The following is a 24,872-nucleotide window of genomic DNA, read 5'->3' on the forward strand; positions in this document are numbered from 1 at the left end:
GTGCCCGCCTCAATCTGTTGCGGTTCACTCTTCGCTCTCTGGATTTGTAATGTACATGTCACGACATGGCGCGTCGGGGGCTCCGCCCTCGGGCTCGGCGTGCTGCCGGACCGGAGGTGTGCCGCCGGACGGTGAGTCGGTGAGTCGGTGAGCGGGGCGGCTAGTTGCAGGCGCCGACGCCGCGCGTGTGGTCGACGACGACCTGGCCGGCCTTCTTCATGTACGAGTAGACCGTGCCGCACCAGCCCTTGTTCTGGTACACGGGACCGGCGTAGGTGGTGAAGGTGCCGAAGTCCTCGGTGTCCGGGGTGCTGGTGTAGTTGTCCTTGAGGCGGACGCCCATGTACTGGGCCGAGCCGGTCTCGTTGTGCAGGACGGCACAGGTCGGCCGGTCGTTGAGCCGCGGGCCGGTCTCCTGGCCGTTGGTGTAGACGTAGATCGTCGCGTAGCGGCGGGCGTCGGGCAGCCGCTCGGCCAGGACGATCTGGTCGTAGCCGGCGCCGCACACGGTCGAGGCCGCGGCGGCGGCCTGCTTGTTCGCCTGCACGAGGGTCTTGGTGGACGCCGAGGCGTCGGCGGCGACGGTGAAGTGCTGCCCCGGGGTGTCGGCGATGGCCGCCTGGGGGGCGACGAGGCCGAGCGCCGCGAACGTGGTCGCGGTGGCGAGCGTGATGCGCAGCGAGGTCTTCATGGACATGGGGTGGTCACTCCTCTGAATTGCCATGATGTGGCGCGAGCGAGGAGGAGCGGTCCGCCGTTTGCTGAGTGTCGCCCCCCGACGATCGCTTGGGGAAGCTACCAAGGACGATTCCGGGAGGAATTCCACATAAAGCCGATACCGCCGGGCATCGGAGGGAATTTAACCGCAGTGCACGAACCGGCTTTAGCCAGAGGAAAGGCGCGGTGACCTGCAATCAGGCCACGGGCGCGGGAATGGCCGGAGCCACGCTGGTGCGTGACTCCGGCAAGGGCCCCGTGGGGGAGCTACGGCCGGGTGATGCGGACCTGGTAACTGCCGTTGCGCAGCTGCCCCACCACCGAGACGCTGATGCCCGCCTTCTCGTCGGTGAAGGTCTCGCCCGGCCGGAACGGGGCGTCCGACAGCTCGGCGTGCACATTGGGCCGGCGCGTGCACCCGCCGCTCGCGTTCGCGCTGTCCGACACCGTGATCGGGCCGTGCCCGGTGTCCACGTCGGAGTCCACCTTGTAGACGAGGACCCCGGGCTTGCAGACGGCTTCGTCGTTCCCGGCCCGGGTCCGCACCTCCACCGCGTACCCGGCGCTCTCCGAGAGCGGGATGAAGGCCAGTTTCGTGCCGCCCCGCACTCCCAGCGGGGACAGGGTGTGGTCGCTGGTGCCCGACTTGGACGCGCAGCTGATCTGCGTGCTGTCCAGCCAGCCCAACTTCCACTTGTGCCAGCCCATGAGGTCGTTGTTGGCGCCCCAGTCCTCGCTCATGATGTCCCAGTGCCCGACCGTGCTCCCGCCGTCGGCGGTGTAGAGGTCGGGCAGCCCGAAGACGTGCCCGTTCTCGTGCGGGAGCACCCGGTAGCCGGTCTCCCGGTAGGTTCCGGAGCCGTCGTCCTGCCGGCTGTAGACGAAGGACGTGTTGGCCAGCGGCACCCCGTCGGCGACGGGGGCCTCGCCGTTGCCCGAGAAGGTCACCGACAGGACGGTGTCCAGGGCGGACGGCCCGGCGTTCGGCGTGATCAGGATGTTGATCAGGTCGTACCGGCTGAAGTCCACCTCGGGGTCGGCGGCCTTCGCGATGTGCTCGACGAGCTGCCGGTAGCCCGGCTCGTACGGGGACCCGCGCTCGATCCCGTACGCCGCGAAGGGCATCGGCATCCGCAGCCACGTGCTTATCGGGGCCTCGGGCCGGTAGGTGAGCCGGCCGTACGAGCTGGTGCGGAACCAGTCGGCGGTCTGGGGGAAGAACTCCGCCAGCCGGTCCGCGGCCGTGCCCTCGCCCTTGGCGTCGGGGAAGTCGACCATCAGGTTCAGGGCGCGGACCTCGCCGGTGGAGCGCGAGTACCCGGGCGGCGTCGGCAGGCCCTCGGACATCTGCACGCCCATCGTGCCGGCGATCCGGCAGGGCGCGAGAGCCGATTCGACGGTCGTGGCCACAGGGCCGGCCGCCGAGTGCCCGCGACTGGATATCCCGGTGCTGGCGGTCGCGCAGACGCCGAGGGCCAGCGCGGTCAGGCCGATGAACGCGCTGGTGCGGCGGGGCTTGCGTATCCGGTGGCGGGTCTGCGGCATGGAGATCGCCTTCGGGTCCGCGGCAGCCGGCCCTGTCCCGGTCTGCGCTCTGTGCGATCACCCTCCGACGGGCGCGGCGCGCCCGCGCGCCGGGAGAGGCCGAACGTGCACGGTGCTGTGACTCAGGTCACACGGGCGAGTGAAATAACCGGGGACGGGATCCCCGTTTGTACGTGAGTCCCGCAAAGCGGGGACCGGCTCCCCGTTTGGATGGGCCGAAGGAGTTGTCCGTACGACGAACCGTCCGTACCGCGTGTCACCGTGCCAGGGAGGCCCCGGAATGAAGCGCCCCACCGCCACCGCCCCGGCGGCCCCGTCCGCCCTCGTGGCGGCCGTGGACCTCGCCCCGGCCGGGACCGCCTCGAAGCCGGCGCGCGTACGGGAGGGGGCCGGCGCCCGGGCGTCGGGCGCGGCCCGCGCGGACGGCGTCCCGCGCCCGCGCGCCGACGCCGTGCGCAACCGCGAGCGGATCCTGACGGCGGCCCGCGAGGTCTTCGTCGAGTTCGGCTCCGCGGCCCCCTTCGACGAGGTGGCCCGGCGGGCCGGCATCGGCAACGCCACCCTCTACCGGCACTTCCCCGACCGCCCCACCCTCGTCCGGCAGGTCGTGCTCTTCGTGATGGACCGGGTCACGGCCTCGGCCGAGACCTCCCTCGCCGAGGAGTCCCTCTCCGGAGAACCCGACGCCTTCGCCGCGCTGTGCCGCTTCACGCACGCCGCGGCCGACGAGCGGATCGGTGCCCTGTGCCCGATGCTCGCCGAGGACTTCGACCGCGAACACCCCGAACTCCTCGCGGCGCAGACCGCCTTGCAGACGGCCGTCGAGACGCTGCTGGCCACCGGCCAGGACGCCGGAGTGATCCGTACGGACATCGGCGTCGGCGACCTGATGGTCGCCCTGTCCCAGCTCAGCCGCCCGCTGCCGGGCACCGCCTGCCTCGACACCGACCGCTTCGCCCACCGTCACCTCCAGCTCTTCCTCGACGGGCTCCGGGCGCCGGCCCGCTCCGAACTGCCGGGTTCGGCGGCCACTTTCGACGACCTCCGGCAAAAAACCATGTGACGCGCACAAAGCTCGCCAACTAGTCTTTTTCAGTCATTCCGCACAGTGAAGTGGGTACCTCCATGTCAAAAACAGCCGCGACTCCGCCGCTGGCTGCCGATCCCAGCCGCTGGAAGGCACTCGTCTTCATAGCCCTGGCCCAGCTGATGGTCGTCCTCGACGCGACCATCGTGAACATCGCCCTGCCCTCCGCCCAGACCGACCTCGGGATCTCGGACGGCAACCGCCAGTGGGTCATCACCGCGTACGCGCTGGCCTTCGGCGGACTGCTCCTCTTCGGCGGCCGCATCGCCGACAAGTGGGGCCGCAAGAACGCCTTCATCGTGGGCCTCATCGGCTTCGCCCTGGCCTCCGCGCTCGGCGGCGCCGCGAACGGCGAGGCCATGATGCTCGGCGCCCGCGCCCTCCAGGGTGCCTTCGGCGCACTGCTCGCACCGGCGGCCCTCTCCCTGCTCGCGGTGATGTTCACCGACGCCAAGGAGCGCGCCAAGGCCTTCGGCATCTACGGTGCGATCGCGGGCGGCGGCGGCGCCGTCGGCCTGATCCTCGGCGGCTTCCTCACCGAGTACCTCAACTGGCGCTGGACCTTCTTCGTCAACATCCCCTTCGCGATCGTCGCGGCCGTGGGTGCCTGGATGGTCATCCGTGAGCCCGCCGGCGGCCGCAACCGCGCGCCGCTCGACATCCCCGGCGTGATCCTGTCGACCACCGGCCTCGTCGCGCTGGTCTACGGCTTCACCCGCGCCGAGTCGGCCGGCTGGTCGGACGCCCTCACCGTGACGATGTTCGTCGCCTCGGTGCTGCTGCTGGCGGCCTTCGTCCTCGTCGAGTCCAAGGTGAAGTCCCCGCTGCTGCCGCTGCGCGTGCTGCTGGAGCGCAACCGCGGCGGTGTCTACCTCTCGCTCGGCCTGGCCGTCATCGCCATGTTCGGCCTGTTCCTCTTCCTGACCTACTACCTCCAGGTCGTGAAGGGCTTCTCGCCGGTCAAGACCGGCTTCGCCTTCCTGCCGATGATCGCGGGCATGATCACGGGCTCCACCCAGATCGGCGCCCGTCTGATGACCCGGGTCGCGCCGCGCCTGCTGATGGGGCCGGGCTTCCTGCTCGCCGCCGTCGGCATGCTGCTGCTGACCCAGCTTGAGGTCGGGTCCTCGTACCCGGCGCTGATCCTGCCGGCGCAGCTGCTGCTCGGCCTCGGCATGGGCACGGCGTTCATGCCGGCCATGTCCCTGGCCACGCACGGGGTGAACCCGGCCGACGCCGGAGTCGCCTCCGCCATGGTCAACACCTCGCAGCAGGTCGGCGGCGCCATCGGCACCGCGCTGCTGAACACGATCGCCGCCTCGGCGACGACCGCGTACCTGACCGACCACGCGGCCGAGGCCGCGGCGGGCGGCCCGGCCGGACAGCTGATCCAGGCGCAGGCCATGGTCGAGGGCTACGCCTCCGCCATCTGGTGGGCGGTCGGCATCCTGGTCGCCAGCTCGGCCATCGCCCTGGCGCTGATCAACACCGGCCGTCCGAACGTCGGCGGTCCGGTGGCCTCCGGCGCCGGCGAGGGCGCGGACGCCGAGCTCAAGGTTCCGGTGATCGCCCACTGACGGCGGTACCCGCACGGGAATGACTGATCACCCCGTTTGGTTCAAATTTGAACCAAGCGGGGTTAGTCTTTTCGGGCAGCCCTGCACCGACGACGGAGGAGCGCCCCCATGACCCCGGCCACCGCACCCCAGCCCCCCTCGGCGCGCGGGACCCGCATGCCGGCGCTGTACCTCAGCCACGGGGCGCCGCCGCTCGCCGACGACCCGGTCTGGCCGGGGGAGCTGGCCGCCTGGTCCGCGGACCTGCCCCGCCCCACGGCGATCCTGATGGTCTCCGCCCACTGGGAGGAGGCCCCGCTCGCCCTCGGCGCCACCGAACAGGCCCCGCTCGTCTACGACTTCTGGGGCTTCCCCGAGCACTACTACCAGGTGCGCTACGACGCCCCGGGCGCCCCGCGGCTCGCCGCGTCGGTCCGGGCGCTCCTCAAGGCCCCCGGCACCCCGGTCCAGGACGTACCGGACCGCGGCCTCGACCACGGCGCGTACGTCCCGCTGGTGGAGATGTTCCCGGAGGCCGACATACCGGTGCTCCAGATCTCCCTGCCCACCCTGGACCCGCGCCGCCTGATGGACATCGGCCGCAAGCTCGCGCCCCTGCGCGACGAGGGCGTCCTCATCGTCGGCAGCGGCTTCTTCACCCACAACCTGGCCGCCCTGCGGCACCCGGGCGTCCCCGCCTGGTCCGCGGAGTTCGACGCGTGGGGCCACGAGGCGCTGGCCTGCGGCGACATCGACTCCCTGCTCGACTTCGAGACCAAGTCCCCCTCGGGCCGTCTCGCCCACCCCCGCACGGAACACTTCGCCCCGCTCTTCGTCACCCTCGGCGCGGCCGAGGCCACCGGCGACCTCACCGCCCGCCGCGACCCGGTGGACGGCTTCTGGATGGGCCTCTCGAAGCGCTCCCTCCAGTTCGGCTAGCTCCTGCGGGGTCCCCCGGTGATCGATTTCGTGATCGCGAACCCCTTGGCCGGCCCTTCCGGGATGGTCACCGCGGTGCCGTAGGGCAGCCGCACCTCGGACTCGTACCGCGCCTGGTCGGGTACGGGGCCGGACAGCATCCTGACGCTGCCCTGGCCGTCGTAGTCGTCGATGATCAGGTATACGGGGATCCCGGCCCTGGCGTACGCACGCCGTTTGCGGTCGCGGTCCCGCTCGAGGCTCTCCCTGCCGGGTGACACCACCTCGGCGATCAGCTCCACACCGGAGGCGTCGATCCCGAGGCCCTCCTCGATGACGTGCTCTTCGGCGTCCTCCAAGGCGATGAACACGTCCGGGATCCACACCTTGCGTTTGTGGACGACGTTGAGGTCCTGGTACGCGGCGAATTCGCCGCCGTCCAGGAATCTGTCGAGGGCGCGCCGCAGCCGGTTCGCGATCTGGCCGTGTGCGTATCGACCCGTCGGTGACACCTCGATGAACCCCTCGACGATCTCGGCGTGATAGCCCTCGGGGAGTTTCATGGCTTTCCATGCGTGCCACAGGACGTCGTCCAGGTCCGACGGGGGAGTCGCGACCTTCGGCATTACGGCCTCCAGCGTCTCGTGGGCGAGAGCGGTCATGTGCGGCACACCTCCTCTCAGTGTGGGCGTCGCCCGCCGGACGGCACAAGCGACTCTTCGACGCTAGGGGCCAGCCAGGCTATGCCGAGGGAATATGCCCGTGTTCTCACTCGGAGGGGTGGCGGGCCGGATTCGGGCGGAACGGGCCACTTGTGGCGTATACGGCCATTCCTTCGGCCGTGCAGGCAACCAGAAGCCGGTGGGGACCGTCTTCAGGGTGGGAGTGCAGTCAGGGGCGGCGTTGTTCCGGAGTGACGGCCGTCTCACGGACGGTGGGATCGCGGAGTTCCGCGAGCGCCGCCGGATCGGCCTCGGTTCCGGGCCTGACCTGCACCTCTTCGAGTTCCCGCGGTATCCGGCCCCCTCTCGTGGCGGGGCAGGATACTGCAAGATCTCGAAAAAGAGGGAGCGACGTGGGAATTCTGTCCCGATTCCAGTCGTTGTTTCCTTCGGAAGCGGGCACTCGGGAGAGTGTCCGAGGACGTACCACCCCACCAGGTGGCCGTCCGGCAGCCGCACCGCGACCGAACTTCATCGCAAGGGAGCACGCATGGCAACCCGCGCCGTCGCCCGTCGTCAGTCCACGAGCAGCGCCCGCGCTGTGGGCGGGGAGATCGCAGACCGCGACCTGGTCGGCATGTACCTGGACGAGATCGCGCGCACCCCGCTGCTCGACGCCGCCAAGGAAGTGGAGCTGTCCCAGATCATCGAGGCGGGCGTGTACGCCCGGCAGATCCTCGACGGCGAGATAGACCGTGAGGGCGAGTCCCCGGCCCGCGAGGAGCTGGAGGCGCTCGCCGCCGAAGGCGAGCGCGCCAAGGAAGTCTTCATCCGCTCCAACCTCCGCCTCGTCGTGGCCGTCGCCCGGCGCTACCCGCGCAGCGGCCTGCCCCTCCTCGACCTGATCCAGGAGGGCAACGCCGGCCTGGTCCGCGCGGTCGAGAAGTTCGACTACGCCAAGGGCTTCAAGTTCTCCACGTACGCCACGTGGTGGATCCGCCAGGCCATCACCCGCTCCATCGCGGACCAGTCCCGCACCATCCGCCTCCCCGTCCACCTGGTCGAGGAGCTGGGCCGGATCCGGCGGGTCCAGCGCGAGTTCAACCGCGAGAACGGCCGGGACCCGGAGCACGCCGAGATCGCCGCCGAGCTCGACACGACGGAGAAGCGCGTCGGTGACGTACTGGACTGGGCGCGCGACCCGGTCAGCCTCAACATGTCGGTCGACGACGACGGCGACACGCAGTTCGGCGACCTCCTGGAGGACACGTCCGCGATCTCGCCCGAGCAGTCCGTGCTCTCGCTGCTGCGCAGCGAGGAGCTGGAGGACCTGCTCGGTAAGCTCGACCAGCGCACCGCGTCGATCATCAAGATGCGGTACGGCATCGACGACGGCCGCGAGCGGACCCTGACGGAGGTCGGCAAGCAGCACGGCCTGACCCGCGAGCGGATCCGCCAGATCGAGAAGCACGCCCTGCTGGAACTGAAGCGGATGGCGCGCGACACCGGCTTCGACGCCGTGGCCTAGAGCGGCCCGCAGCGAAGCCCCCTGTACGAGCCCCGGTGCCTATCCCCCCCCAGGCGCCGGGGCTCCCCCCTTTCCGGGCTCTGCCCGAACCCGCGCAAAATCCAGCCCCTCCGGCGTTTGAGGAGCGGGGGTCTGGGGGCGGAGCCCCCAGGGGGTCCGGGGCGGAGCCCCGGTTACGGCGCGGACGTCGCCGACGTGAGCCGCGCGGCCAGCGCACCGGCCGCGGCCCGTAGCGCCGCAGGCTCACGCACGGTGAACGGCACCCCCGTCAGCGCCAGCCGCGCGGCAACCCACTCCGGCGCGTCCCCGCTCTCGAACCGGACCAGGGTCTCCCCGCCACCCCCCGGGAGGGCCCCGCTCCGCAGCCACTCCGGCAGCTCCGCCGCCCCCGCGGCGAACGCGACCTCCACCACGTACCGCTCCGCGCCCCGCGCGCCGAGCCCCCGCCGCACGAACTCCTCCGCGTCCACCGGCAGGGCCCGCGCCGCGAACCGGGCCCCCGTCGCGAAGGCCTCGGACACCCGGTCCACCCGGAAGGTCCGCCAGTCCTCGCGCTCCAGGTCGTAGGCGACCAGGTACCACCGGCTCCCCGTGCTCACCAGCCGGTACGGCTCCACCAGCCGCCGCGACTCGGCCCCGTCCCCCGCCCGGTACGCGAACCGCAGCCGCTCCGGCCCCGCCACCGCCGACGCCATCACCGTCAGCGTCCGCGGATCCACGCTCGCCCCGTCCCCCCGGGTCAGCGCGATGGTGGCCGACTGCAGCGCGCTCACCCGGTGCCGCAGCCGTGACGGCAGGACCTGTTCCAGCTTGGCCAGGGCCCGTACGGAGGCCTCCTCGACCCCCTCGATGGCGTGCCCGGCCCCGGCCCGCAGCCCCACCGCGATCGCCACGGCCTCCTCGTCGTCGAGCAGCAGCGGCGGCATCGCCGCCCCCGCCACCAGCCGGTAGCCGCCCTCCGAACCCAGCGTGGCCTCCACCGGGTAGCCGAGGTCCCGCAGCCGCTCGATGTCGCGCCGGATGGTCCGCGAGCTGACCCGCAGCCGCTGCGCCAGTTCGCTCCCGGGCCATTCGCGCGGGGTCTGGAGGAGGGACAGCAGGGACAGCAGCCGTGCCGGGGTGTCGGTCATGCAATCCAGGTTGCCAGCGAAATAGGACACCGACTGACCTACATCGGGTCTAGGTTTCTCTCCATGACCACCGAGACGCCCAAGACATCGCCCGAAAGAGAGAACGGGCCCGTACGAGAAGAGCGGACCGACGTAGCCCACGACGCACCCAGTTCACCCGCCGACCGCCGCCGCTGGCTGGCGCTCGCCATCGTGATGACCGCGGCCTTCATGGACCTGGTCGACGTCACGATCGTCAACATAGCGATACCCAGCATGCGAGAGAACTTCGGCGCGTCCCCCAGCGCGATCCAGTGGATCACCGCCGGCTACGCCCTCGCCTTCGCCGCCGGCCTGATCACCGGCGGCCGTCTCGGTGACATCTACGGCCGCAAGCGCCTCTTCCTCCTCGGCATCGCCGGATTCACCGCCGCCTCGCTGCTCTGCGGCATCGCCGCGAACCCGGGGATGCTCGTCGCCTCCCGCATCCTCCAGGGCGGCATGGCCGCGCTGATGGTCCCGCAGGTGCTGGCGATCATCCACGTCACCTTCCCGCCCCAGGAGCGCGGCAAGGTCTTCGGCATGTTCGGCGCGATCGTGGGCCTCGGCGCCGTCTCGGGCCCGATGCTCGGCGCGCTGCTCACCGAGTGGAACCTCTTCGGTCTCGAATGGCGCCCGATCTTCCTGATCAACCTGCCCGTCGGCATCGCGGGCGTGATCCTGGGCCGCAAGTTCATCAGCGAGTCCAAGGCCCCCAAGGCCCTGCGCCTGGACCTCGTGGGCGTCGTCCTCGCCACCCTCGCCATGGTCATGCTGATCTTCCCGCTGACGGAGGGCCGCGAGAACGGCTGGCCGCTGTGGGGCTTCGTCTGCATGGGCGCGGCGCCGTTCGTCTTCGCGGGCTTCATCGCCTACGAGAAGTACAAGATCAAGAAGGATGGCTCCCCGCTCGTCGAGCTCTCCCTCTTCAAGGTCAAGAGCTTCGCCGGCGGCATCGCCGTCCAGCTCACCTTCGGCATCGCGACCGGCATCTTCTTCCTGGTCTGGACGATGTACATGCAGATGGGCCTCGGCTGGAGCGCCCTGCGCGCCGGCACCACCGGCATCCCGTTCTCGATCGCGGTCTCGGCCGCCGCGGGCATCTCCGTCGGCAAGCTCGTCCCGCGGTACGGCCGCAAGGTGCTCCAGGCGGGCGCGCTGATCATGGCCGCCGGTCTGCTCCTCTACATCTGGGAGTCGGAGCACTACGGCATGGAGATCGCCTCCTGGCAGATGGCCGCTCCGCTCGTCCTCATGGGCATCGGCATGGGCCTGATCGTGGCCCCGCTCAACGACACCACGCTGTCCGAGGTGCCGCGCCAGGACGCCGGCTCGGCCTCCGGGCTGATCAACACCACCGGCCAGATGGGCAACGCGCTCGGCCTCGCCCTGACCTCCGTCGTCTTCTTCGGGCTGATGGACGACGACAAGGTCTACGGCCCGCCCTACGTCGAGGCCTTCCGCGGCGCGCTGTGGTGGGTCGCGGCCGTGCTGCTCGTGATCTTCGCGGTGATGTTCCTGCTGCCGCGCAAGCCGATCCCGATCGACCAGCGCGAGGGCGCCGCCGAGCACGCCGCCGAGCAGGGCGGCCCGGCCGCCGAGAAGGTCCCGGCCTAGACCGCGCGCGTTCGCCGCGAGGGACACACCACGGACATGCCCGCCCCTCCTGGGCGGGCATGTCCGTTTTCCTCTGTTCCGTTGTTCCGTCTCGTCACCGGCGTACGGTGAGGGAAATCCACCGATACGGACGAGGCGGCGATCGAGGCCGCCGGTACGGAAGTCGTGCTCGTATGATCCTCACCGTCACGCCCAACCCCTCCCTCGACCGGACCTACGAGGTCCCCTCGCTGGACCGGGGCAGGGTGCTGCGTGCCACCGGCGACCAGGTCGACCCCGGCGGCAAGGGCGTCAACGTCGCCCGCGCGGTGGCCGCCGCGGGCGCCCGTACGACCGCGGTGCTCCCGCTCGGCGGCGGCGCCGGCATCCTGCTCGCCGAACTCCTGGGCGCGCACGGCGTGGACGTCACGGCCGTCTCGATCGCCGGCCAGACCCGCTCGAACATCGCCGTCGCCGAACCGGACGGCACCCTCACCAAGATCAACATGCCCGGGCCGGAGCTCTCGCCGGAGGAGGCCGCGCTCCTCCTGGAGACCGTCGCCGCAGGAGCCGGCGAGGCCACCTGGACCGCCTGCTGCGGCAGCCTCCCGCGCGGTCTCGGGCCCGGCTGGTACGCCGACCTGGTCACCCGGGCCCGCGCGGCCGGCGCCCGCGTCGCCGTGGACACCTCGGGCCCCGCGCTGCCGGCGGCGCTGGCCGCCCGCCCGGAGGTGATCAAGCCGAACGCGTCCGAGCTGGCCGCGGCGGTGGGACGCCCGCTGTCCACGCTGGGGGACGTGCTCAAGGCCGCGGAGGAGCTCCGCTCGCTCGGCGCCGGGGCCGTGCTGGCCTCCCTCGGCGGGGACGGCCAGCTCCTGGTCTCCGCGGCGGGCGCCTTCCACGGCACGGCGCCCGTCCCGGCGGTCCGCAGCACGGTGGGCGCGGGGGACGCAGCCCTGGCCGGCTTCCTGATCGCGGGAGGCGCCGGGCCCGACGCCCTCGCCTCGGCCGTGGCCCACGGCGCGGCCGCCGTCCAACTGCCCGGCAGCGCCATGCCGACACCGGCGGACCTGCGCCCCGAGCGGGTCCGCATCACCCGGGACCTGCCCCTGGACCTCGCCCTCACCGAGCCCGCGACGCCGTAGTCCGTACCGGGTGGGACGCGCCGGACGACGGGCGTGGGGCGGCCGCGGGCCACACGAATGCTGCCACTCTCGTCGTCCACGGATGTCACTACCTTCTACGCCCTCTTCTCCGCGACCTGCTTCACCCTGGTGGGCCTGTGGTGGAACGTCGTCCAGAGCCACCACGACTGGATGCGCGAACCCGCCCTGCGGCGCGTGGTCGGAGGGATCTACCTGTCCTTCCTGCTGCCCGCCCTGATGGGCCTGTTCGCCCAGGTCGGCGGCACCGAGCAACCGCAGGTCTGGCGGGCGGCCTTCATCGTCCTCGCGGTGGTCGGCTGCGCGAGCACCCTGCGGCTGCTGGCCCGGGCGCGTGGCGACCGCTTCCTGACCTGGCAGCAGGCCGCCGCCGCCCTGCTCTACGCACTGATCGCCGTGGTCGGCGCGGTCCCCGAACTCGCCGAGCCGCTCGGGCTGCAGCCCATCCAGGCCGAGGCGCTGATGCTGATCGGCCTGATCGTGCTGGGGCACGCCCTGGTCTGGCGGTTCATGGCCGGCGAAGGCCGCGCCGCCGCCGCGGACTAGGCCGTCTCACCACCCCGGCGGGAGAGTCACCGTACGCGGGCGCGGTGCTCCATGGCTCCGCGCGCGGCGGCCTCGCTCTCGTACACCTCGCACATGTGCCGTCCGTCGGGCGTCGCCGTGTGCTCGACCTCCCAGAGGCTGACCTCGGTCCCGTCCAGCAGCACGAAGGCGTGCTCGTACAGGCTGAAGCCGGCGTCCCGCCCGTCCGACAGGCACTGCCGGCCGCCGAACGCCTGCGTGATCTGGTGCGCGTACGCCGTCCTCAGTAACGCCGCCACCGGCTCGCCGGGCCGGTCCCCGTTCTCCGCGCGCCGCAGCACCCGCCGGGCGTGGTCGGCGGACTGCTCCACCACGTACTCCCGGTGCCGCCGAGCCGGCGCCGAGGCCGCGAACAGCGCGCTCAGCGCCGCCACGTCGTTCTCCGGCTCCTCGTCGCCCGGCAGCAGCACCGGATCCGGGGTGGCGCCGGCGGAGCCCTCTCCGAACAGCCGGGACACCGCCAGGCAGGTCTCCGCCTTGCTCGCGAAGACCTCGTGGCGGACCCTGCGGTCACCCTCGGGCAGGTACGTCAGCTCCCACAGGGAGAGCGAACCGCCGTCGGCCAGCAGGTAGGTGTGCCGGTGGGTCTCCCGCCAGACGCCGGTGGCCGGGCTGTGGTGGGTGGTGTAGAGCGAAGAGCTGTGGGCGAGCGCCGTGCCGAGGCGCTCGACCAACCTGTCGGGCAGGTCGAAGGAGTTGAGGGCGCGGCCGAGGAGTCGGTCGAGGTGCGCCTCGGTTGTCTCGTACGGATCGCTCAAGGTGGGTCTCCAGGCCGTCGCAGCTTGTCACTTCGCGGAAGCTCAACGTAACCCCTGGCTCTGACATCACGTCCGGGGTTCGGTAAAACGTCCGGGAAGCATCGGAGGTTCCCGCCACCCCTTCAGGTCAACTTGCGTACGGATGGGCACGGTTAGGCCCGCTCTGTGCGGGAGCGCGGGACTATGGGCCACATGGCAACGAATACAGTGGGCGTCCCGCGCCAGCAGGGACGGCCCCGCAGTGGACACGAAGGCGAACGGGACGCACCGCCGCGCGGGTTGGCCTGGCTGCTGGCCCTCACCGGGGCGGCCGGGCTGCTGGCCTCCTGGGTGATCACCCTCGACAAGTTCCTCCTGTTGGAGGACCCGGACTTCAAGCCCGCCTGCAGCCTGAACCCGGTCGTCTCGTGCGGCAGCGTGATGCAGAGCGAGCAGGCGGCCGCCTTCGGCTTCCCCAACCCGATGCTGGGGCTGGCCGGGTACGCCGTCGTGGTCTGCGTCGGCGCGGGCCTGCTGGCCGGCGCCCGCTACCGCGGCTGGTTCTGGCTAGGACTGAACGCCGGCACCCTCTTCGGCGTCGGCTTCTGCACCTGGCTGATGGTCCAGTCGCTCTACGAGATCAACGCGCTGTGCCTGTGGTGCTGCCTGGCCTGGGTGGCGACCCTGCTGATGTTCTGGGCGGTCACCGCGCACAACGTCCGTACGCGCGTCCTGCCCGCCCCCGGCCCGCTGCGGGGCTTCTTCACCGAGTTCGGCTGGGCCCCGCCCGCCCTGCACGTCGGAGTGATCGGGATGCTGGTCCTCACCCGGTGGTGGGACTTCTGGACCGGCTGACCGCGGCCGGAACGCCGTACTGCGGCACGGCACGCGCGAGGGCCCCGGTGGCTGGACGCCACCGGGGCCCTCGTCGGTTTCGGCGAGCGGAGATCAGCTGCCGGCGGAGAGGTTGCCCGACAGGACCGGGATGTTGCTCAGGATGTGCGAGAGCGGCTCGTCGCCCTTGGCCTGGGTGGAGTTCTCGGTGCACTGCTGGTTCTGCGGGTTCGACAGGACGTTGATGTCCTGGACGCCGAGGTTGAGCGCGGCGATCAGCGACTGGGCGTTGACCTTCGCCGGCAGGCCGATGCAGGGCTTGTTCAGGGTGCCCTGGACCAGGCCGAGCTGCGGGCTCAGGTCGCCGTGGGTCTTCTGGTTGCCGTAGACCTGCTGGGCACCGTTGCCGTTGACGGTGGTGACCCCGCCGTCGTTGCCGATGGCCATGGCCGGGGCCGCGGCAGCAGCGCCCGCGCCGACCGCAACGGCGGAGACCGCGGCGGCGGTCATGAACTTCTTGAACATCTTGATCCTTCTGTCGCACGAGTGCCCGCTGATGGAGCGCCCTGGTCAACTGCCCTACCAGGGGGTTGGTTCCGCTCCTTCACTCAAACGGCCTGCGCGCACCGATATTTTCCCCGGCCCGGGTGAGTGGCCTGCGGACGCGTGCGCGAAGCCCGTACGCAGCCCGCACAGGCGCACGTTCCGGTTGCGCTCCGTGTGAGGTGTTCGCACGGTGGGTGAGGGAGCGGATCGCTCGGGTCCGCTTGTGTGCCCACCACCAGAAGGAACGCTCATGCACCGCACGAAGCCGTCCCGCGCCCGCCTCCTCGTACCGTCGGCCCTCGCCGTCGTCATACTGTCCGGCGCGGCCGCCCCCGCGGGCGCCGCGGACGGTGACGGCTCCGCGGCACTCAACGGTCGGGTGGCCTCCGTCCAGCAGCAGGTCGACAAGATCGAGCGGCGCGCGGCGGCCGCCGGTCCGATCGACGACCTGCTCGCGGGTCTCACCAAGACCATCCAGGACCTGCTCGCGTCCGTGGGAGGCCTGCTGCCGGGCGGGGTGAAACTCCCGCCGATCGAGCTGCCGAAACTTCCGGACCTGGAGCTTCCCGACCTGTCGGGTCTCATCCCGGAGCTGCCCGCGCTGCCCGCGCTGCCCGCGTTGCCCGCACTGCCTGCGGTGCCGGCTGTCCCCGCGGTTCCGGCGGTTCCGGCGGCTCCGGAACTTCCCGCGGTCCCGGAGCTTCCGGCGATCCCCGAGATCCCGGACGTCCCTGACCTTCCCGCCCTGCCGTAGGGCGCGGAACGACCGGGAACCTGCCGCATGGTTACGACAATTGAGCCGAACAGGTCTCTTCGTGCGCGTGGCCGTGTCGTCATGGGAGGCTGGACCGTTTCGCTCGGTGTGAGCCCCGGATCGGGGCAGAACATCGAACAGAAGGTGCACTTCCCATGAACTCTGCCAAGAAGGCCGCCCTGGTCCTGGCCACCGCTGGTCTCGCTGCGGCCGGTGCCGCCGGCTCCGCCGCCGCCGACTCGTCGGCCGAGGGCGCGGCCGTGGGTTCCCCCGGCGTCCTGTCCGGCAACCTGCTGCAGGTGCCGGTGCACATCCCGGTCAACGTCTGCGGCAACACCGTGAACGTCATCGGTGCGCTGAACCCCGCGTTCGGCAACCACTGCTTCAACGACTGACGTTCACCGCACGACCGACTGTGGGCGCCCCGGCCTCGCCGGTGGCGCCCACAGTCGTGTCGGTACGCGTTTCAGCCGGGGCGGTTCAGCCCTGGCCGCCGTTGAGCTTCACTCCGCCGAGCAGCGGGGACGCCTGGGTGGCGCCGTTCGCGAGACCGAGCACCGTGGCGGGCACTTCGTTGCGGACCTTGTTGACCCGCTGGACCGTGTCCACGACCTTGTTCACGCCCTCGCCCTGCTCGGCCAGCGCGTTGCCCACCGTCTGCGGCGCCGACTCGGTGAACGGTCCGACGGCGTCGAGGGCGTCCGTCGCCCCGCTGGTCAGGCTCATGGGGGGCATCGCGGCCGGAGGCTCGGCGGCGAAGGCGGTGGCGGAGGCGCCGAGGGCGGCGACCGAGCCGGCGAGGACAGCGGCGACCTTCGTGAGCTTCATTATCGAATTCCTCTTCTTTTTCGTGGGCAGCGGCGTCAGCGGCGACCGTCGCACCGCTTTCGCCCTGGGTAACGATTCCCCGCCGCTGCGGAAACGCGGGCGCGTGCGCGGTGCGGAACGGGTTCATGACAGCGGCCGGAGAATCCGACGAGGGATTCTCCGGCCGATATTTCTTCTGATTACCGGTATTGCCCGTCAGGAGATACGGGACCGCCGGTACAGAATGGCGCCGCCCAGGATGAGGGCCGTGGCGAGGGCCGCCGCGGCCGCGGGCTGACCCGCGCCGGTCTCGGCCAGCACGGGAGCGGTCACGTGTGCCGGAGCGGGAACCGGGGCGGGGACCGGAGCCGGCGCCGGGACCGGCGCGGGGGCCGGAGCCGGAGCGGGGGCAGGGGCCGGCGCCGGGGGCAGGTGGACGGGGGTGTCACCGGCGGGGGCGGCCGGCGGCTGGTCCGCGGGAGGTACGACCTCGGGCGCCGGAGCCGGGTGCTCCACGGGCTGGCTGCCGTGCGGCGGCCGGGGCTCGGGGCCCTCGTCCACGACGGGCGCCGGGCCGGGTGCCGGAGCCGGGAGCGTGTGCGGGGCCTCCTCGGGCGCCGGGGCGGGCTCCGGCGCGGGGAGCGTGTGCGGGGCCTCCTCGACGGGAGGCTGCGGTGCCGGGGCCTCGGGGGCGGGGGCCTCCTCGGCGGGCGGTGCGGGCGGCGCCTCCTGGACCGGCTCCGGTGCGGGCAGCGGGGCGGGCTGCTCCGCCACGGGCTCCGGCATCGGGTGCGGCGCCTCGGGCGCGGGCGCGTGGTGCTCGGCCGGGGGCGGCGCGGACTCGGAGTGGTCGTCGCACTCCTCCTCGCCCTCCTCCTTGCCGGGGCCGCCATAGCCGCCCTCGTGGCGGGGCTCCTCGTGGCGCGGCTTCGCGTGCCGGGGGCCCGCGGGGCGGGGCTCGTCGGGCCGGGACGCCTCGTGCCGCGGTTCCTCGTGGCGCCGCGACTCCTGGCGCTGCTCGGGCACCGCGTGCCGGCCACCGCGCTCGTCGAGGTAGCGCTCGAAGGCCTCGGCGTTCTCGGGGCTGAGGTATCGCCCGTAGTCGTACCCGTCGTCGGCGTGCGAGCCGGTCGACGTGGCGCACGTGTTGCCCATCGCAGGGTTGAGCGCCGCACCGCCGTCCACGCTGTTGCCGCACACGTTCGGCGCGAAGGTGATGGGTACCGAGACGCTGTTGCCGGCCAGCACACCCGGCGAATGCGAGACCTCGGCCGTCGCCCCGGGGTGCGCGTACGCCGCGCCGGTCGCGATCGACAGCAGACTCGACGCGGCCGCCGCCGTGAGCATCCCCTTGCCCAGTACCTGTCGGCTCAGTACCTGTCGCATGGGTCCTTCCCTGTCTACCGGCGCTGGGGCCGGTGCTGAATCGAAGGTGGCCTCGGAGTGCACCGCCGTGCACTCCGAGGCCACCCCGAGGAGGTTTGCCCTTGCGGGCAGGCGCTTCGTCAGGCGTTGACGCAGACGTTGCCGAACGAGGGGTTCAGCAGCGCGATGACGTTCACGGTGTTGCCGCAGACGTTGACCGGGACGTGCACCGGAACCTGGAGCAGGTTGCCGGACAGGACGCCGGGGGAGCCCACGGCCTTGCCCGCGGCGCCCGCGTCGGCCATGGCGGGGGAGGCTGCACCGACTGCCATCAGCGCGCCGGCGGCCAGCACCACTGCCTTCTTGTACGTCATTTTGATTTCGATCCTTCCCGCAGAGGCGTATCCACTGCAGAATTAACAACGAGCGGCGAGGGGAAAAGAAACCGCACATTTTCGGCGGCTGGCCGGCAATTCACTCCGATGCCCGGGGCGAATTCGGGGTGCCGGCTGATTTGTGTCGCGAATTACTCGGGCGGTACGGCCCGGCTCCACATGCGGCGAGGCCGCCGCGACCCGAAGGTGCGACGGCCTCGCTGGCGCGGGCCTCGGTCAGCTGCCGTTCGAGACGTTGCCGGACAGGACCGGGATGTTGTCCAGGATGTGCGAGAGGGCCTCGTCGCCCTTGGCCTGGGTGGAGTTCTCGGTGCACTGCTGGTTCTGCGGGCTGGACAGGACCGGGATGTCCTGGACGCCGATGTTGACCAGGGCCAGGACGGACTGGACGTTGGCCTTCGCGGGGAGCGCGATGCAGGGCTTGTTGAACGAGCCCTGGATCAGCGCCATTTGCGGGCTCATGTTGCCGTAGGTGGCCTGGTTGCCGTAGATCTGCGCGGCGCCGTTGCCCTGGACGGTGGTGACACCGCTGTCGTTCCCGATTGCCATCGCCTGCGGCGCCATGGCGGCACCGATGCCCACGACCGAGGCGGCAACCGCGGCCGAGGCCATCATCTTCTTGATCATTGTCGTCCCTTTTTTGCAGGATTGCCCGGTAGTGGAGCACCCGGATCAACGGACCGGCCCCGGCTCGGGTTGCGTGCATTCACCCGGATGCAGCCGTTTCGGGCGGCGCGGTTGACGATCAGGCGTTCACGCAGGTGTTCCCGAAGGAGGGGTTCAGCAGGGCGATCACGTTCACGGTGAGGCCGCAGGCGTTCACCGGGACGTCGACGGGGACCTGGAGCAGGTTGCCGCTCAGCACGCCGGGGGACCCGGCGGTGGCGCCCTCCGCGGTCGCTCCGCCGCCGCCGTGCGCGGAGGCGAGGCCCGCGCCGCCCATCAGCATGGCGACGCCCGCGACGGCGATGGTGGTGCCGCGCACCAGCCTCTTCTTCATCTCCGTATTTCCTTTCGGTTCGAGCAATGGTGCCCGGATAACGACTCGCCCGTTCCGAGGGTGCGTGCCATCGCCCAAAAGGCCGTACGAGCGAGTCCGGCGTGATTTCCGGCCCGATTTCTGCCAAAGTTCACTCCTGTTTTGTCCCCTTGATCGAAAATGGAGACAGGGTCATGGGTTCCTCCCGCAGAATCCTCGGCACGCTCGGTCTGCTGTCCTGCCTCACCCTTTCCGCGACCGCCCCGGTGGCGTGGGCGGCGCCCGGTCCCAAGGAGCTGCCCCGCGTTCCTTTCACCCAGCGTTACCAGGCCGTGCAGCACGGCGGGCTGGTACGTGCCTCCAACTCCGGCATCAGCTGCCGCAGGGAGGAAGCCCCGCAGGCCGAGCCGTGCGCCGACGTGAAGCGCGGCGCGGCCGGCGTCAACAGCGACTTCGAGATGTTCTACAGCGAGGTCGACAAGGACCCGGACACCTACAACTCCACCCGCGCCGAGCTCAAGGTCCCGCAGGGCGCGAAGGTCTCGTACGCCCGCCTCTACTGGGGCGGGAACCTGCGGGTGGGCGAGCAGAAACCGCCGGAGGACAACGGCCGCGTGCTGGTCGCCGAGCCCGGCGGCGCGTACAAGGAGGTCCTGGCCGACACGGTGATGGGCCACCGCACGGACGCGGGCAGCGATGCCTACCAGGCCTCCGCCGACGTGACCCCGCTGGTCCGCAAGGGCGGCGCCGGCATGTGGACGGTGGCCCAGCTCAACATCGCCATGGGCCACTCCGAGGTCGGGGCCTGGGGCGGCTGGACGCTGCTCGTCGCCTACGAGCACCCGCAGGAGCCGGTGCGCCGGATCTCGGTGTGGGACGGCTTCGAGGGGCTCGCCGCCCGCGCCGGGGACGGAACGGTCGAGATCGAGGGCCTGAACGCGCCGGCCGGGTCCGCGGGCCGGGTCGGGGTGGTCGCGTACGACGGGGACCGGGGCACCCTCGGGGACTCACTCACCGTGACGGCCGACAGTGGACGCCGGGTGAGCCTCAGCGACGGAGAAAATCCTTTTAATGATGTTATGAATTCCACGATCACGGAATTCGGCGATCAGTCGTTCGTGCGACAGCCCGAACATATGAATAATCTCGGATATGACGCGGACGTGTTCGACCTGAGTCCCGCCCTGTCCGGTGGTGCCCGCAGTCTGAGCTTCAGGTTCACGGGTGAAAGTCAGGGTCATTTCCTCGGTGTGCTCTTCGTTCAGACAGACGCGCGCCGCTGAACGTAGGAGACCACTCCACGTGCCCACACAACCTCGGGCGGCACAGCCCACGACCGTCCTCCATCTCGTACAGCCCGTCGACGGCGGTGTGGCCAGGGTCGTCACCGACCTCGTCCGCGCCCAGACCGCCGACGGCCTCCGCGTCGTCGTCGGCTGCCCGCCCGGCGGCACCCTCGGCGACGCCGCCCGCGGCGCCGGCGCCGAGGTGCTCACCTGGCGGGCCGGGCGGGCCCCCGGCCCCGGGCTGCCCGCCGAGCTGCTCGGCGCCCGGAAGCTGCTCCGCCGGGTGCGGCCCGACCTGCTGCACGCCCACAGCGCCAAGGCCGGACTCGCCGGGCGGCTCGCCGCGCGCGGCACCGTGCCCACCGTCTTCCAGCCCCACGCCTGGTCCTTCGACGCGGTCGGCGGGGCCACCGGCGCGCTCGCCCTGCGCTGGGAGCGGTACGCGGCCCGCTGGGCCGACCGGGTGCTCTGCGTCAGCGAGGCCGAACGCCGCGCGGGCGAGACCGAGGGCATCACCGCCCGCTGGTCGGTGATCCGCAACGGCGTGGATCTGGAGCACTTCCGCCCCGGCGGACCGGACCCCGGACAGGACCGGGCCCGGGCACGCGCCGAACTGCCGCTGCCCGCCGCCTTCCGGGACAGCCTGGAAGACGGGGGTCCGCTCGCCGTCTGCGTGGGCCGGATCTGCCTCCAGAAGGGGCAGGACATCCTGCTGCGGGCCTGGCCGGAGCTGTTGGGCACCGTCCCCGGAGCCCGCCTCGCCCTCGTCGGCGACGGCCCCGACACCGAACGGCTGCGGCGAACGGCCCCACCGGGCGTTCTCTTCGCGGGCGCCGCCGCCGACATCCGACCGTGGCTTCGGGCCGCCGATCTCGTTGTACTGCCGTCGCGGTGGGAAGGCATGGCGCTCGCCCCGCTCGAAGCCATGGCCTGCGGTCGGCCGGTCCTGGTCTCCGACGTCAGCGGCGCCCGGGAGAGCCTGCCGCCCGGCCAGGGACGCCCGTGCCTGGTGCCGCCGGAGGACCCGACGGCGCTGGCCAAGGCCCTGGGACAGCTGCTCGCCGAGCCACGGCTCCTCGCCGAACTGGGGGAGCAGGCCCGGCAGCACGCCCGGACCGACTTCGACGTGCGGCGGACCACGGAAGCGGTCACCGGCCTGTACCACGAACTGCTGGGCAGGCCCCGGCCCTTGAACCAGGAGCGCATCAGCCGATGACGATGGACAGCGCACCCGCCCGGCACACCGGGCAGGGCGGCACGGGGCCCGCCGGCGGCAGCGCCTTCGCGCCCGCGCCACACGCGGCAGGCCGCCGTTCCGCGACCGCCATCCACCCCCCGCGCGGGCCCAGGACGGACCAGGCCAGGTCCGCCGTGCGCCCGCGGCGGGTCCGTCGCCGCAGCCGGGTGCTGCCCCTGCTCACCGCCGACGCGCTGGCCGCCGTACTCACCGCGACGACCCTGCCAGGACCGGCGCTGCCGGCCCAGGCGGCGGTGCCGGCCGTCGTCGCCCTCCCCCTGCTGCTCGCCGCGCTGCACGCGCAGGCGGGGCTGTACCGGCCGCGGCTCGCACCCTCCGCGCTCCTCGAACTGCCCGCACTGGCCGGCCGGTCCGCCGTCCTGTGGTGCGGGGCGGCCGCCGTACTGGCCGCCGCGGACCCGGCCCGGGCCCTCGGCTGGCACGTGCTCTTCACCGCCGTCTGCCTCCAGGTCGTCCTGGTCTGCGCGGGACGCGGGCTCGTCAACCAGCTCCAGCGCCGCGCGGCCGTCCGCCGGCCCGCCTCCGCCCTCGTCGTCGGACCCGGCGCCGGGGCGGGCGCGGTGGCCGCCGCCCTGCACAGCCGCCCCGAGTTCGGGCTGCGCCCCGTCGGGCTCGCCGACACCTCGGCCGGCGCCGAGGCCGACAGCGGCGCCCTGCCCTACCTCGCCACCCACGAGGACATCCGGCGCGCGGTCATCCAGAACTCCGTCCGGCACGCGGTGTTCACCCGCCCGCCGGAGGCCGACGAGCGCACCGCCTCCCTGGTCCGGCTCTTCCACGACCACGGCTGCCGACTGTGGCTCGCCGACCCGGCCGGCACCGCCAAGGTCACCGGGATGCGCCTCGCGCACCCCGCCGACCAGCTGTGGGGGTACGCCGTGCAGCCGCTGCTGCCGCGCCCGGCACGGCCGCTGGAGCGCTGGGCCAAGCGGGGCATCGACTCGGCGCTCGCGCTGGTCGCGCTGGTCGGCGCCGCACCCGTGATGGGGCTGTGCGCGCTGGCCGTACGGCTCTGGGACGGGCCGGGGGTGATCTTCCGGCAGGAGCGGGTCGGCCTGTACGGGCGCCCCTTCACCCTGCTGAAGTTCCGTACCCTGCGCGCCGACGAGCACGAGGCCGCCACCCGCTGGACCGTCGCCGGCGACCGCGGGATGAGCCCGGTGGGCTCCTTCCTGCGCAAGTCCTCGCTGGACGAGCTGCCGCAGCTGTGGAACGTCGTGCGCGGCGACATGAGCCTGGTCGGCCCGCGCCCCGAACGGCCCTTCTTCGTCGCCAAGTTCTCCACCGTCCACCCCGGCTACGAGGCCCGCCACCGGATGCCCGTCGGCATCACCGGCCTCGCCCAGATCAACGGCCTGCGCGGGGACACCTCCATCGAGGACCGGGCCCGCTTCGACAACCACTACATCGACACCTGGTCGCTGTGGCAGGACCTGTGGATCCTCGCCCGCACCGCGGCCTCCTTCTTCCGCTTCCGGCTGGGGGGCAGCTGATGAGCCTCGTCGTCTCCGGTCACCGGGCCCTGCCCGGCCTGCCGGTCCTGTTGCGCCGGCACTGGCCGCTGCTGCCGCTCGCCGCGACCGTGCTGTTCCTGCTCGCCCCGCTCCCGGCGGGGGACGCGACCGCCTCCGGGAAGGTCGGCCCGGCCGACGCCGCCTCGCTGCTGCTGGCGTTCGTCTGCGGGGTGCAGGCGCTGCGCGGCCGGGTGCGGGCGCTGACCCCGCTGGGCGTGCTCGTGCTCGGCACGCCGGCCGTGGGCCTCGCGATCGCGACGATGACCGCGGGGGATCCGTACGCCGCCCTGCCCGGCTTCGTGCGCTACCTCCAGGTCTTCGTGCTCGTCCCGGCGGCCGTGGTGCTGCTGGTGCGCGACGCCGCGGAGTTCCGGCTGGCCGCCGGGTGCTTCGTGGTCCTGGCGCTGGTGCAGGGCGCGGTGGGGGTCGTGCAGTACGCCACCCACACCGGGGCCTCCTACCAGGGCCAGGACGTCCGTGCCGTGGGCACCTTCGGCCCCGGTGACGTCATGGGCATGGCCACAGTGGTGGCGTACGGGCTGATCGTGGCCACCGCGGTCGGGCTGGCGCCCGGGCTGCCGCGGCGCGTCCGGCGCATCGGCGGGGCCGCGGCCCTCGTGCTGGTGCTGCCGCTCGTGCTGTCGTTCAGCCGGGGCGTGTGGATCGCCACCGCCGGCGCGGCGGTGCTGGTGATGGTGCTGGCCGGGATCCGGCGGGCGCTGAAGGTGCTCCTCGCGCTCGCCGCGGCGGGCGTGGTCCTGGTGGGCGGGCTCGGTGTCGGCTCCGACATGGTCGCCGAGCGGCTGACCTCCATCACCCAGGTCTCCAGCGCCCCCGACCAGTCGGTGACCGACCGCTACACGATGTGGGCCGCGGCCGAGTCGATGTGGCGCGAGCGGCCGGCGGTGGGCGTGGGGCTGAAGGGCTTCCCGGCCAACCGCGACGGCCACTCCTCGCTGGGGCTCTCCTCCGGCAGCGACACCGCGGGCGCGGGACAGGCGTACCTGCGCCAGCCGCTGCTCTCCCCGCACAACATGTACCTGCTGATCCTGAGCGAGCAGGGCCTGATCGGGCTGATCGCGCTGGCGGGCGGCTGGGCCGCGCTGCTGGTGGCGGGGCTCCGGCGGCTCGCCGCCGGCGAGGGCATCCGGGACTGCGGGCTGATCGCGATCGGGCTGTTCGTGTGGCAGCTGACCGACTTCCTGTACGCGGACATCGGAGGGCCGTCCACGGTCCTCACCGGGGTGATCATCGGCCTGGCGGCATGGTGGGCGCTGCCCTCCCCGCAGGACGCGGGTCCACCGCGCGGAACGGCCGCGATGTCCGGGGCCTTCGGCGGTGCGGGTGCACGGGGTAGGGCCCCCGGGGTTGCGGCCCGCCCGTGACGGACACGACGCCTTGGCGGCCCGCCTCCGGCCCCCCGGCCGGGGCGGGCCACGCCCGTGTCCCGGGTGCCCCGGACTCCCGTCCCCCACGGGCCGCCCCCGGCTCCACCGGCACGCCCCGCCCGGCCGCGGCCCCCGGGAACGCCGCCGGCGCCCTCCCGGGGCGGGGTCCGGTCCTGCCCGGTACGCCCCCCGGACAGGACCCGGGTGCGCCCGGCTCGGCGGACCCCGGGTTCGTCACCGGCGCCCTGCCCGCGCGGGGCGGCTCCGCGGCGGGGGCCCGTTCGACGGGAGCCCCCGCCCCGTCGGATCCGGGCCCCGCCGTCCACGCCGTGCCGGGGCGCAACGTCGCCGCGGGGGCGTCCCGTACGGCCGGAGCCCCCGCGGCGCCGGGTGCGCGTGCGCGGGGTCCGGTGGATCCCGGGTTCGTCGCAGGGGCCGTGCCCGGCGGTGAGCCGGCCGTGCGGCAGCCCGTGTTCGGCTCCGCCGGCCATCCGGGCGGCGCCT

25 protein-coding genes are annotated in these 24,872 nt (G+C 72.4%); 14 read left to right on the plus strand and 11 right to left on the minus strand.

Features of this window, described 5'->3' with window-relative positions; translation table 11 throughout:
• Positions 1–160: 160 nt before the first annotated feature.
• Positions 161–697 (minus strand): hypothetical protein, encoded by a 537-nt coding sequence (locus AB0D29_RS20140; protein WP_234323422.1) that lies wholly within the window; start codon positions 695–697, stop codon positions 161–163.
• A gap of 287 nt (positions 698–984) precedes the next feature.
• Positions 985–2,262 carry a M6 family metalloprotease domain-containing protein gene (locus AB0D29_RS20145; RefSeq protein ID WP_362855797.1) on the minus strand — a complete coding sequence of 426 codons (1,278 nt, stop codon included), beginning with the start codon at positions 2,260–2,262 and terminating at the stop codon, positions 985–987.
• A 280-nt stretch (positions 2,263–2,542) separates the two neighbouring features.
• Between AB0D29_RS20145 and AB0D29_RS20150 the strand changes: the two genes are divergently transcribed.
• From AB0D29_RS20150 to AB0D29_RS20160, 3 genes are all read left to right on the plus strand, one after another.
• Positions 2,543–3,325, plus strand: a complete 783-nt coding sequence (locus AB0D29_RS20150; RefSeq protein WP_362855798.1) for a TetR/AcrR family transcriptional regulator — start codon at positions 2,543–2,545, stop codon at positions 3,323–3,325.
• Between the two features lie 62 nt (positions 3,326–3,387).
• On the plus strand, positions 3,388–4,926 hold the full coding sequence (locus AB0D29_RS20155; RefSeq protein ID WP_362855800.1) for an MFS transporter: 1,539 nt from the start codon (positions 3,388–3,390) through the stop codon (positions 4,924–4,926).
• A 108-nt stretch (positions 4,927–5,034) separates the two neighbouring features.
• Entirely contained in the window at positions 5,035–5,844 is an 810-nt protein-coding gene (locus AB0D29_RS20160; protein ID WP_362855802.1) for a class III extradiol ring-cleavage dioxygenase, read from the plus strand.
• Here the strand turns inward: AB0D29_RS20160 and AB0D29_RS20165 are convergent.
• Positions 5,841–6,485 carry a Uma2 family endonuclease gene (locus AB0D29_RS20165; protein WP_362855804.1) on the minus strand — a complete coding sequence of 215 codons (645 nt, stop codon included), beginning with the start codon at positions 6,483–6,485 and terminating at the stop codon, positions 5,841–5,843. The genes AB0D29_RS20160 and AB0D29_RS20165 overlap by 4 nt on opposite strands.
• A gap of 550 nt (positions 6,486–7,035) precedes the next feature.
• Here AB0D29_RS20165 and AB0D29_RS20170 point away from each other — a divergent pair.
• Positions 7,036–8,013: a sigma-70 family RNA polymerase sigma factor gene (locus AB0D29_RS20170; protein WP_362855806.1), complete on the plus strand. Its 978-nt coding sequence runs from the start codon at positions 7,036–7,038 to the stop codon at positions 8,011–8,013.
• A gap of 173 nt (positions 8,014–8,186) precedes the next feature.
• On the opposite strand, the gene AB0D29_RS20175 is transcribed toward AB0D29_RS20170, so the two are convergent.
• Positions 8,187–9,143: a YafY family protein gene (locus tag AB0D29_RS20175; RefSeq protein ID WP_362855808.1), complete on the minus strand. Its 957-nt coding sequence runs from the start codon at positions 9,141–9,143 to the stop codon at positions 8,187–8,189.
• A 195-nt stretch (positions 9,144–9,338) separates the two neighbouring features.
• On the opposite strand from AB0D29_RS20175, the gene AB0D29_RS20180 reads away from it, so the two are divergent.
• The 3 genes from AB0D29_RS20180 (at position 9,339) to AB0D29_RS20190 (ending at position 12,466) form a co-directional block, all read left to right on the plus strand.
• Entirely contained in the window at positions 9,339–10,778 is a 1,440-nt protein-coding gene (locus AB0D29_RS20180; RefSeq protein WP_362855969.1) for an MFS transporter, read from the plus strand.
• A 173-nt stretch (positions 10,779–10,951) separates the two neighbouring features.
• On the plus strand, positions 10,952–11,902 hold the full coding sequence (pfkB, locus tag AB0D29_RS20185) for a 1-phosphofructokinase (RefSeq protein WP_362855810.1): 951 nt from the start codon (positions 10,952–10,954) through the stop codon (positions 11,900–11,902).
• A 57-nt stretch (positions 11,903–11,959) separates the two neighbouring features.
• Positions 11,960–12,466, plus strand: coding sequence for a hypothetical protein (locus AB0D29_RS20190; protein WP_362855811.1), 507 nt, complete (start codon positions 11,960–11,962; stop codon positions 12,464–12,466).
• Between the two features lie 26 nt (positions 12,467–12,492).
• Here the strand turns inward: AB0D29_RS20190 and AB0D29_RS20195 are convergent, their stop codons facing one another.
• Positions 12,493–13,263, minus strand: a complete 771-nt coding sequence (locus AB0D29_RS20195) for a DUF6227 family protein (protein WP_362855813.1) — start codon at positions 13,261–13,263, stop codon at positions 12,493–12,495.
• Between the two features lie 192 nt (positions 13,264–13,455).
• Between AB0D29_RS20195 and AB0D29_RS20200 the strand changes: the two genes are divergently transcribed.
• Positions 13,456–14,097 (plus strand): vitamin K epoxide reductase family protein, encoded by a 642-nt coding sequence (locus tag AB0D29_RS20200; RefSeq protein WP_362855815.1) that lies wholly within the window; start codon positions 13,456–13,458, stop codon positions 14,095–14,097.
• A gap of 93 nt (positions 14,098–14,190) precedes the next feature.
• Here AB0D29_RS20200 and AB0D29_RS20205 read toward each other — a convergent pair whose 3' ends face one another.
• Entirely contained in the window at positions 14,191–14,601 is a 411-nt protein-coding gene (locus AB0D29_RS20205; RefSeq protein WP_362855817.1) for a rodlin, read from the minus strand.
• A 271-nt stretch (positions 14,602–14,872) separates the two neighbouring features.
• Between AB0D29_RS20205 and AB0D29_RS20210 the strand changes: the two genes are divergently transcribed.
• Together AB0D29_RS20210 and AB0D29_RS20215 are read left to right on the plus strand one after the other, a co-directional pair.
• Entirely contained in the window at positions 14,873–15,376 is a 504-nt protein-coding gene (locus tag AB0D29_RS20210; protein ID WP_362855819.1) for a hypothetical protein, read from the plus strand.
• Positions 15,377–15,531: 155 nt separating this feature from the next.
• Complete coding sequence (locus AB0D29_RS20215; RefSeq protein ID WP_362855821.1) at positions 15,532–15,771, plus strand: chaplin; 240 nt, start codon at positions 15,532–15,534, stop codon at positions 15,769–15,771.
• A gap of 85 nt (positions 15,772–15,856) precedes the next feature.
• Here the strand turns inward: AB0D29_RS20215 and AB0D29_RS20220 are convergent, their stop codons facing one another.
• The 5 genes from AB0D29_RS20220 to AB0D29_RS20240 all read right to left on the minus strand — a co-directional run bounded on the left by AB0D29_RS20220 (position 15,857) and on the right by AB0D29_RS20240 (position 18,943).
• Positions 15,857–16,204: a hypothetical protein gene (locus AB0D29_RS20220; RefSeq protein ID WP_362855823.1), complete on the minus strand. Its 348-nt coding sequence runs from the start codon at positions 16,202–16,204 to the stop codon at positions 15,857–15,859.
• A 195-nt stretch (positions 16,205–16,399) separates the two neighbouring features.
• Positions 16,400–17,569, minus strand: a complete 1,170-nt coding sequence (locus AB0D29_RS20225; protein ID WP_362855825.1) for a chaplin — start codon at positions 17,567–17,569, stop codon at positions 16,400–16,402.
• 119 nt (positions 17,570–17,688) lie between these two features.
• Positions 17,689–17,922, minus strand: a complete 234-nt coding sequence (locus AB0D29_RS20230) for a chaplin (protein ID WP_362855827.1) — start codon at positions 17,920–17,922, stop codon at positions 17,689–17,691.
• Positions 17,923–18,159: 237 nt separating this feature from the next.
• Positions 18,160–18,570, minus strand: coding sequence for a rodlin (locus AB0D29_RS20235; RefSeq protein ID WP_362855829.1), 411 nt, complete (start codon positions 18,568–18,570; stop codon positions 18,160–18,162).
• Positions 18,571–18,688: 118 nt separating this feature from the next.
• Positions 18,689–18,943 carry a chaplin gene (locus AB0D29_RS20240; RefSeq protein ID WP_362855831.1) on the minus strand — a complete coding sequence of 85 codons (255 nt, stop codon included), beginning with the start codon at positions 18,941–18,943 and terminating at the stop codon, positions 18,689–18,691.
• A 101-nt stretch (positions 18,944–19,044) separates the two neighbouring features.
• Here AB0D29_RS20240 and AB0D29_RS20245 point away from each other — a divergent pair, with 101 nt between their 5' ends.
• Genes AB0D29_RS20245 through AB0D29_RS20260 form a run of 4 tightly spaced genes read left to right on the plus strand, consistent with a single transcriptional unit; the run spans position 19,045 to position 24,365 of the window.
• Positions 19,045–20,205 (plus strand): DUF3344 domain-containing protein, encoded by a 1,161-nt coding sequence (locus AB0D29_RS20245; RefSeq protein ID WP_362855833.1) that lies wholly within the window; start codon positions 19,045–19,047, stop codon positions 20,203–20,205.
• Between the two features lie 19 nt (positions 20,206–20,224).
• Complete coding sequence (locus tag AB0D29_RS20250) at positions 20,225–21,424, plus strand: glycosyltransferase (protein ID WP_362855835.1); 1,200 nt, start codon at positions 20,225–20,227, stop codon at positions 21,422–21,424.
• A gap of 2 nt (positions 21,425–21,426) precedes the next feature.
• A complete protein-coding gene (locus AB0D29_RS20255) occupies positions 21,427–22,959 on the plus strand; it encodes a sugar transferase (RefSeq protein ID WP_362855971.1) in 1,533 nt (510 codons plus the stop codon).
• Positions 22,959–24,365, plus strand: a complete 1,407-nt coding sequence (locus AB0D29_RS20260; protein WP_362855837.1) for an O-antigen ligase family protein — start codon at positions 22,959–22,961, stop codon at positions 24,363–24,365. The genes AB0D29_RS20255 and AB0D29_RS20260 overlap by 1 nt, the downstream gene beginning before the upstream one ends.
• Positions 24,366–24,872: the final 507 nt, after the last annotated feature.

Source organism: Streptomyces sp. NPDC048424 (assembly GCF_040651555.1).
In the GTDB taxonomy this organism is placed as follows: domain Bacteria; phylum Actinomycetota; class Actinomycetes; order Streptomycetales; family Streptomycetaceae; genus Streptomyces.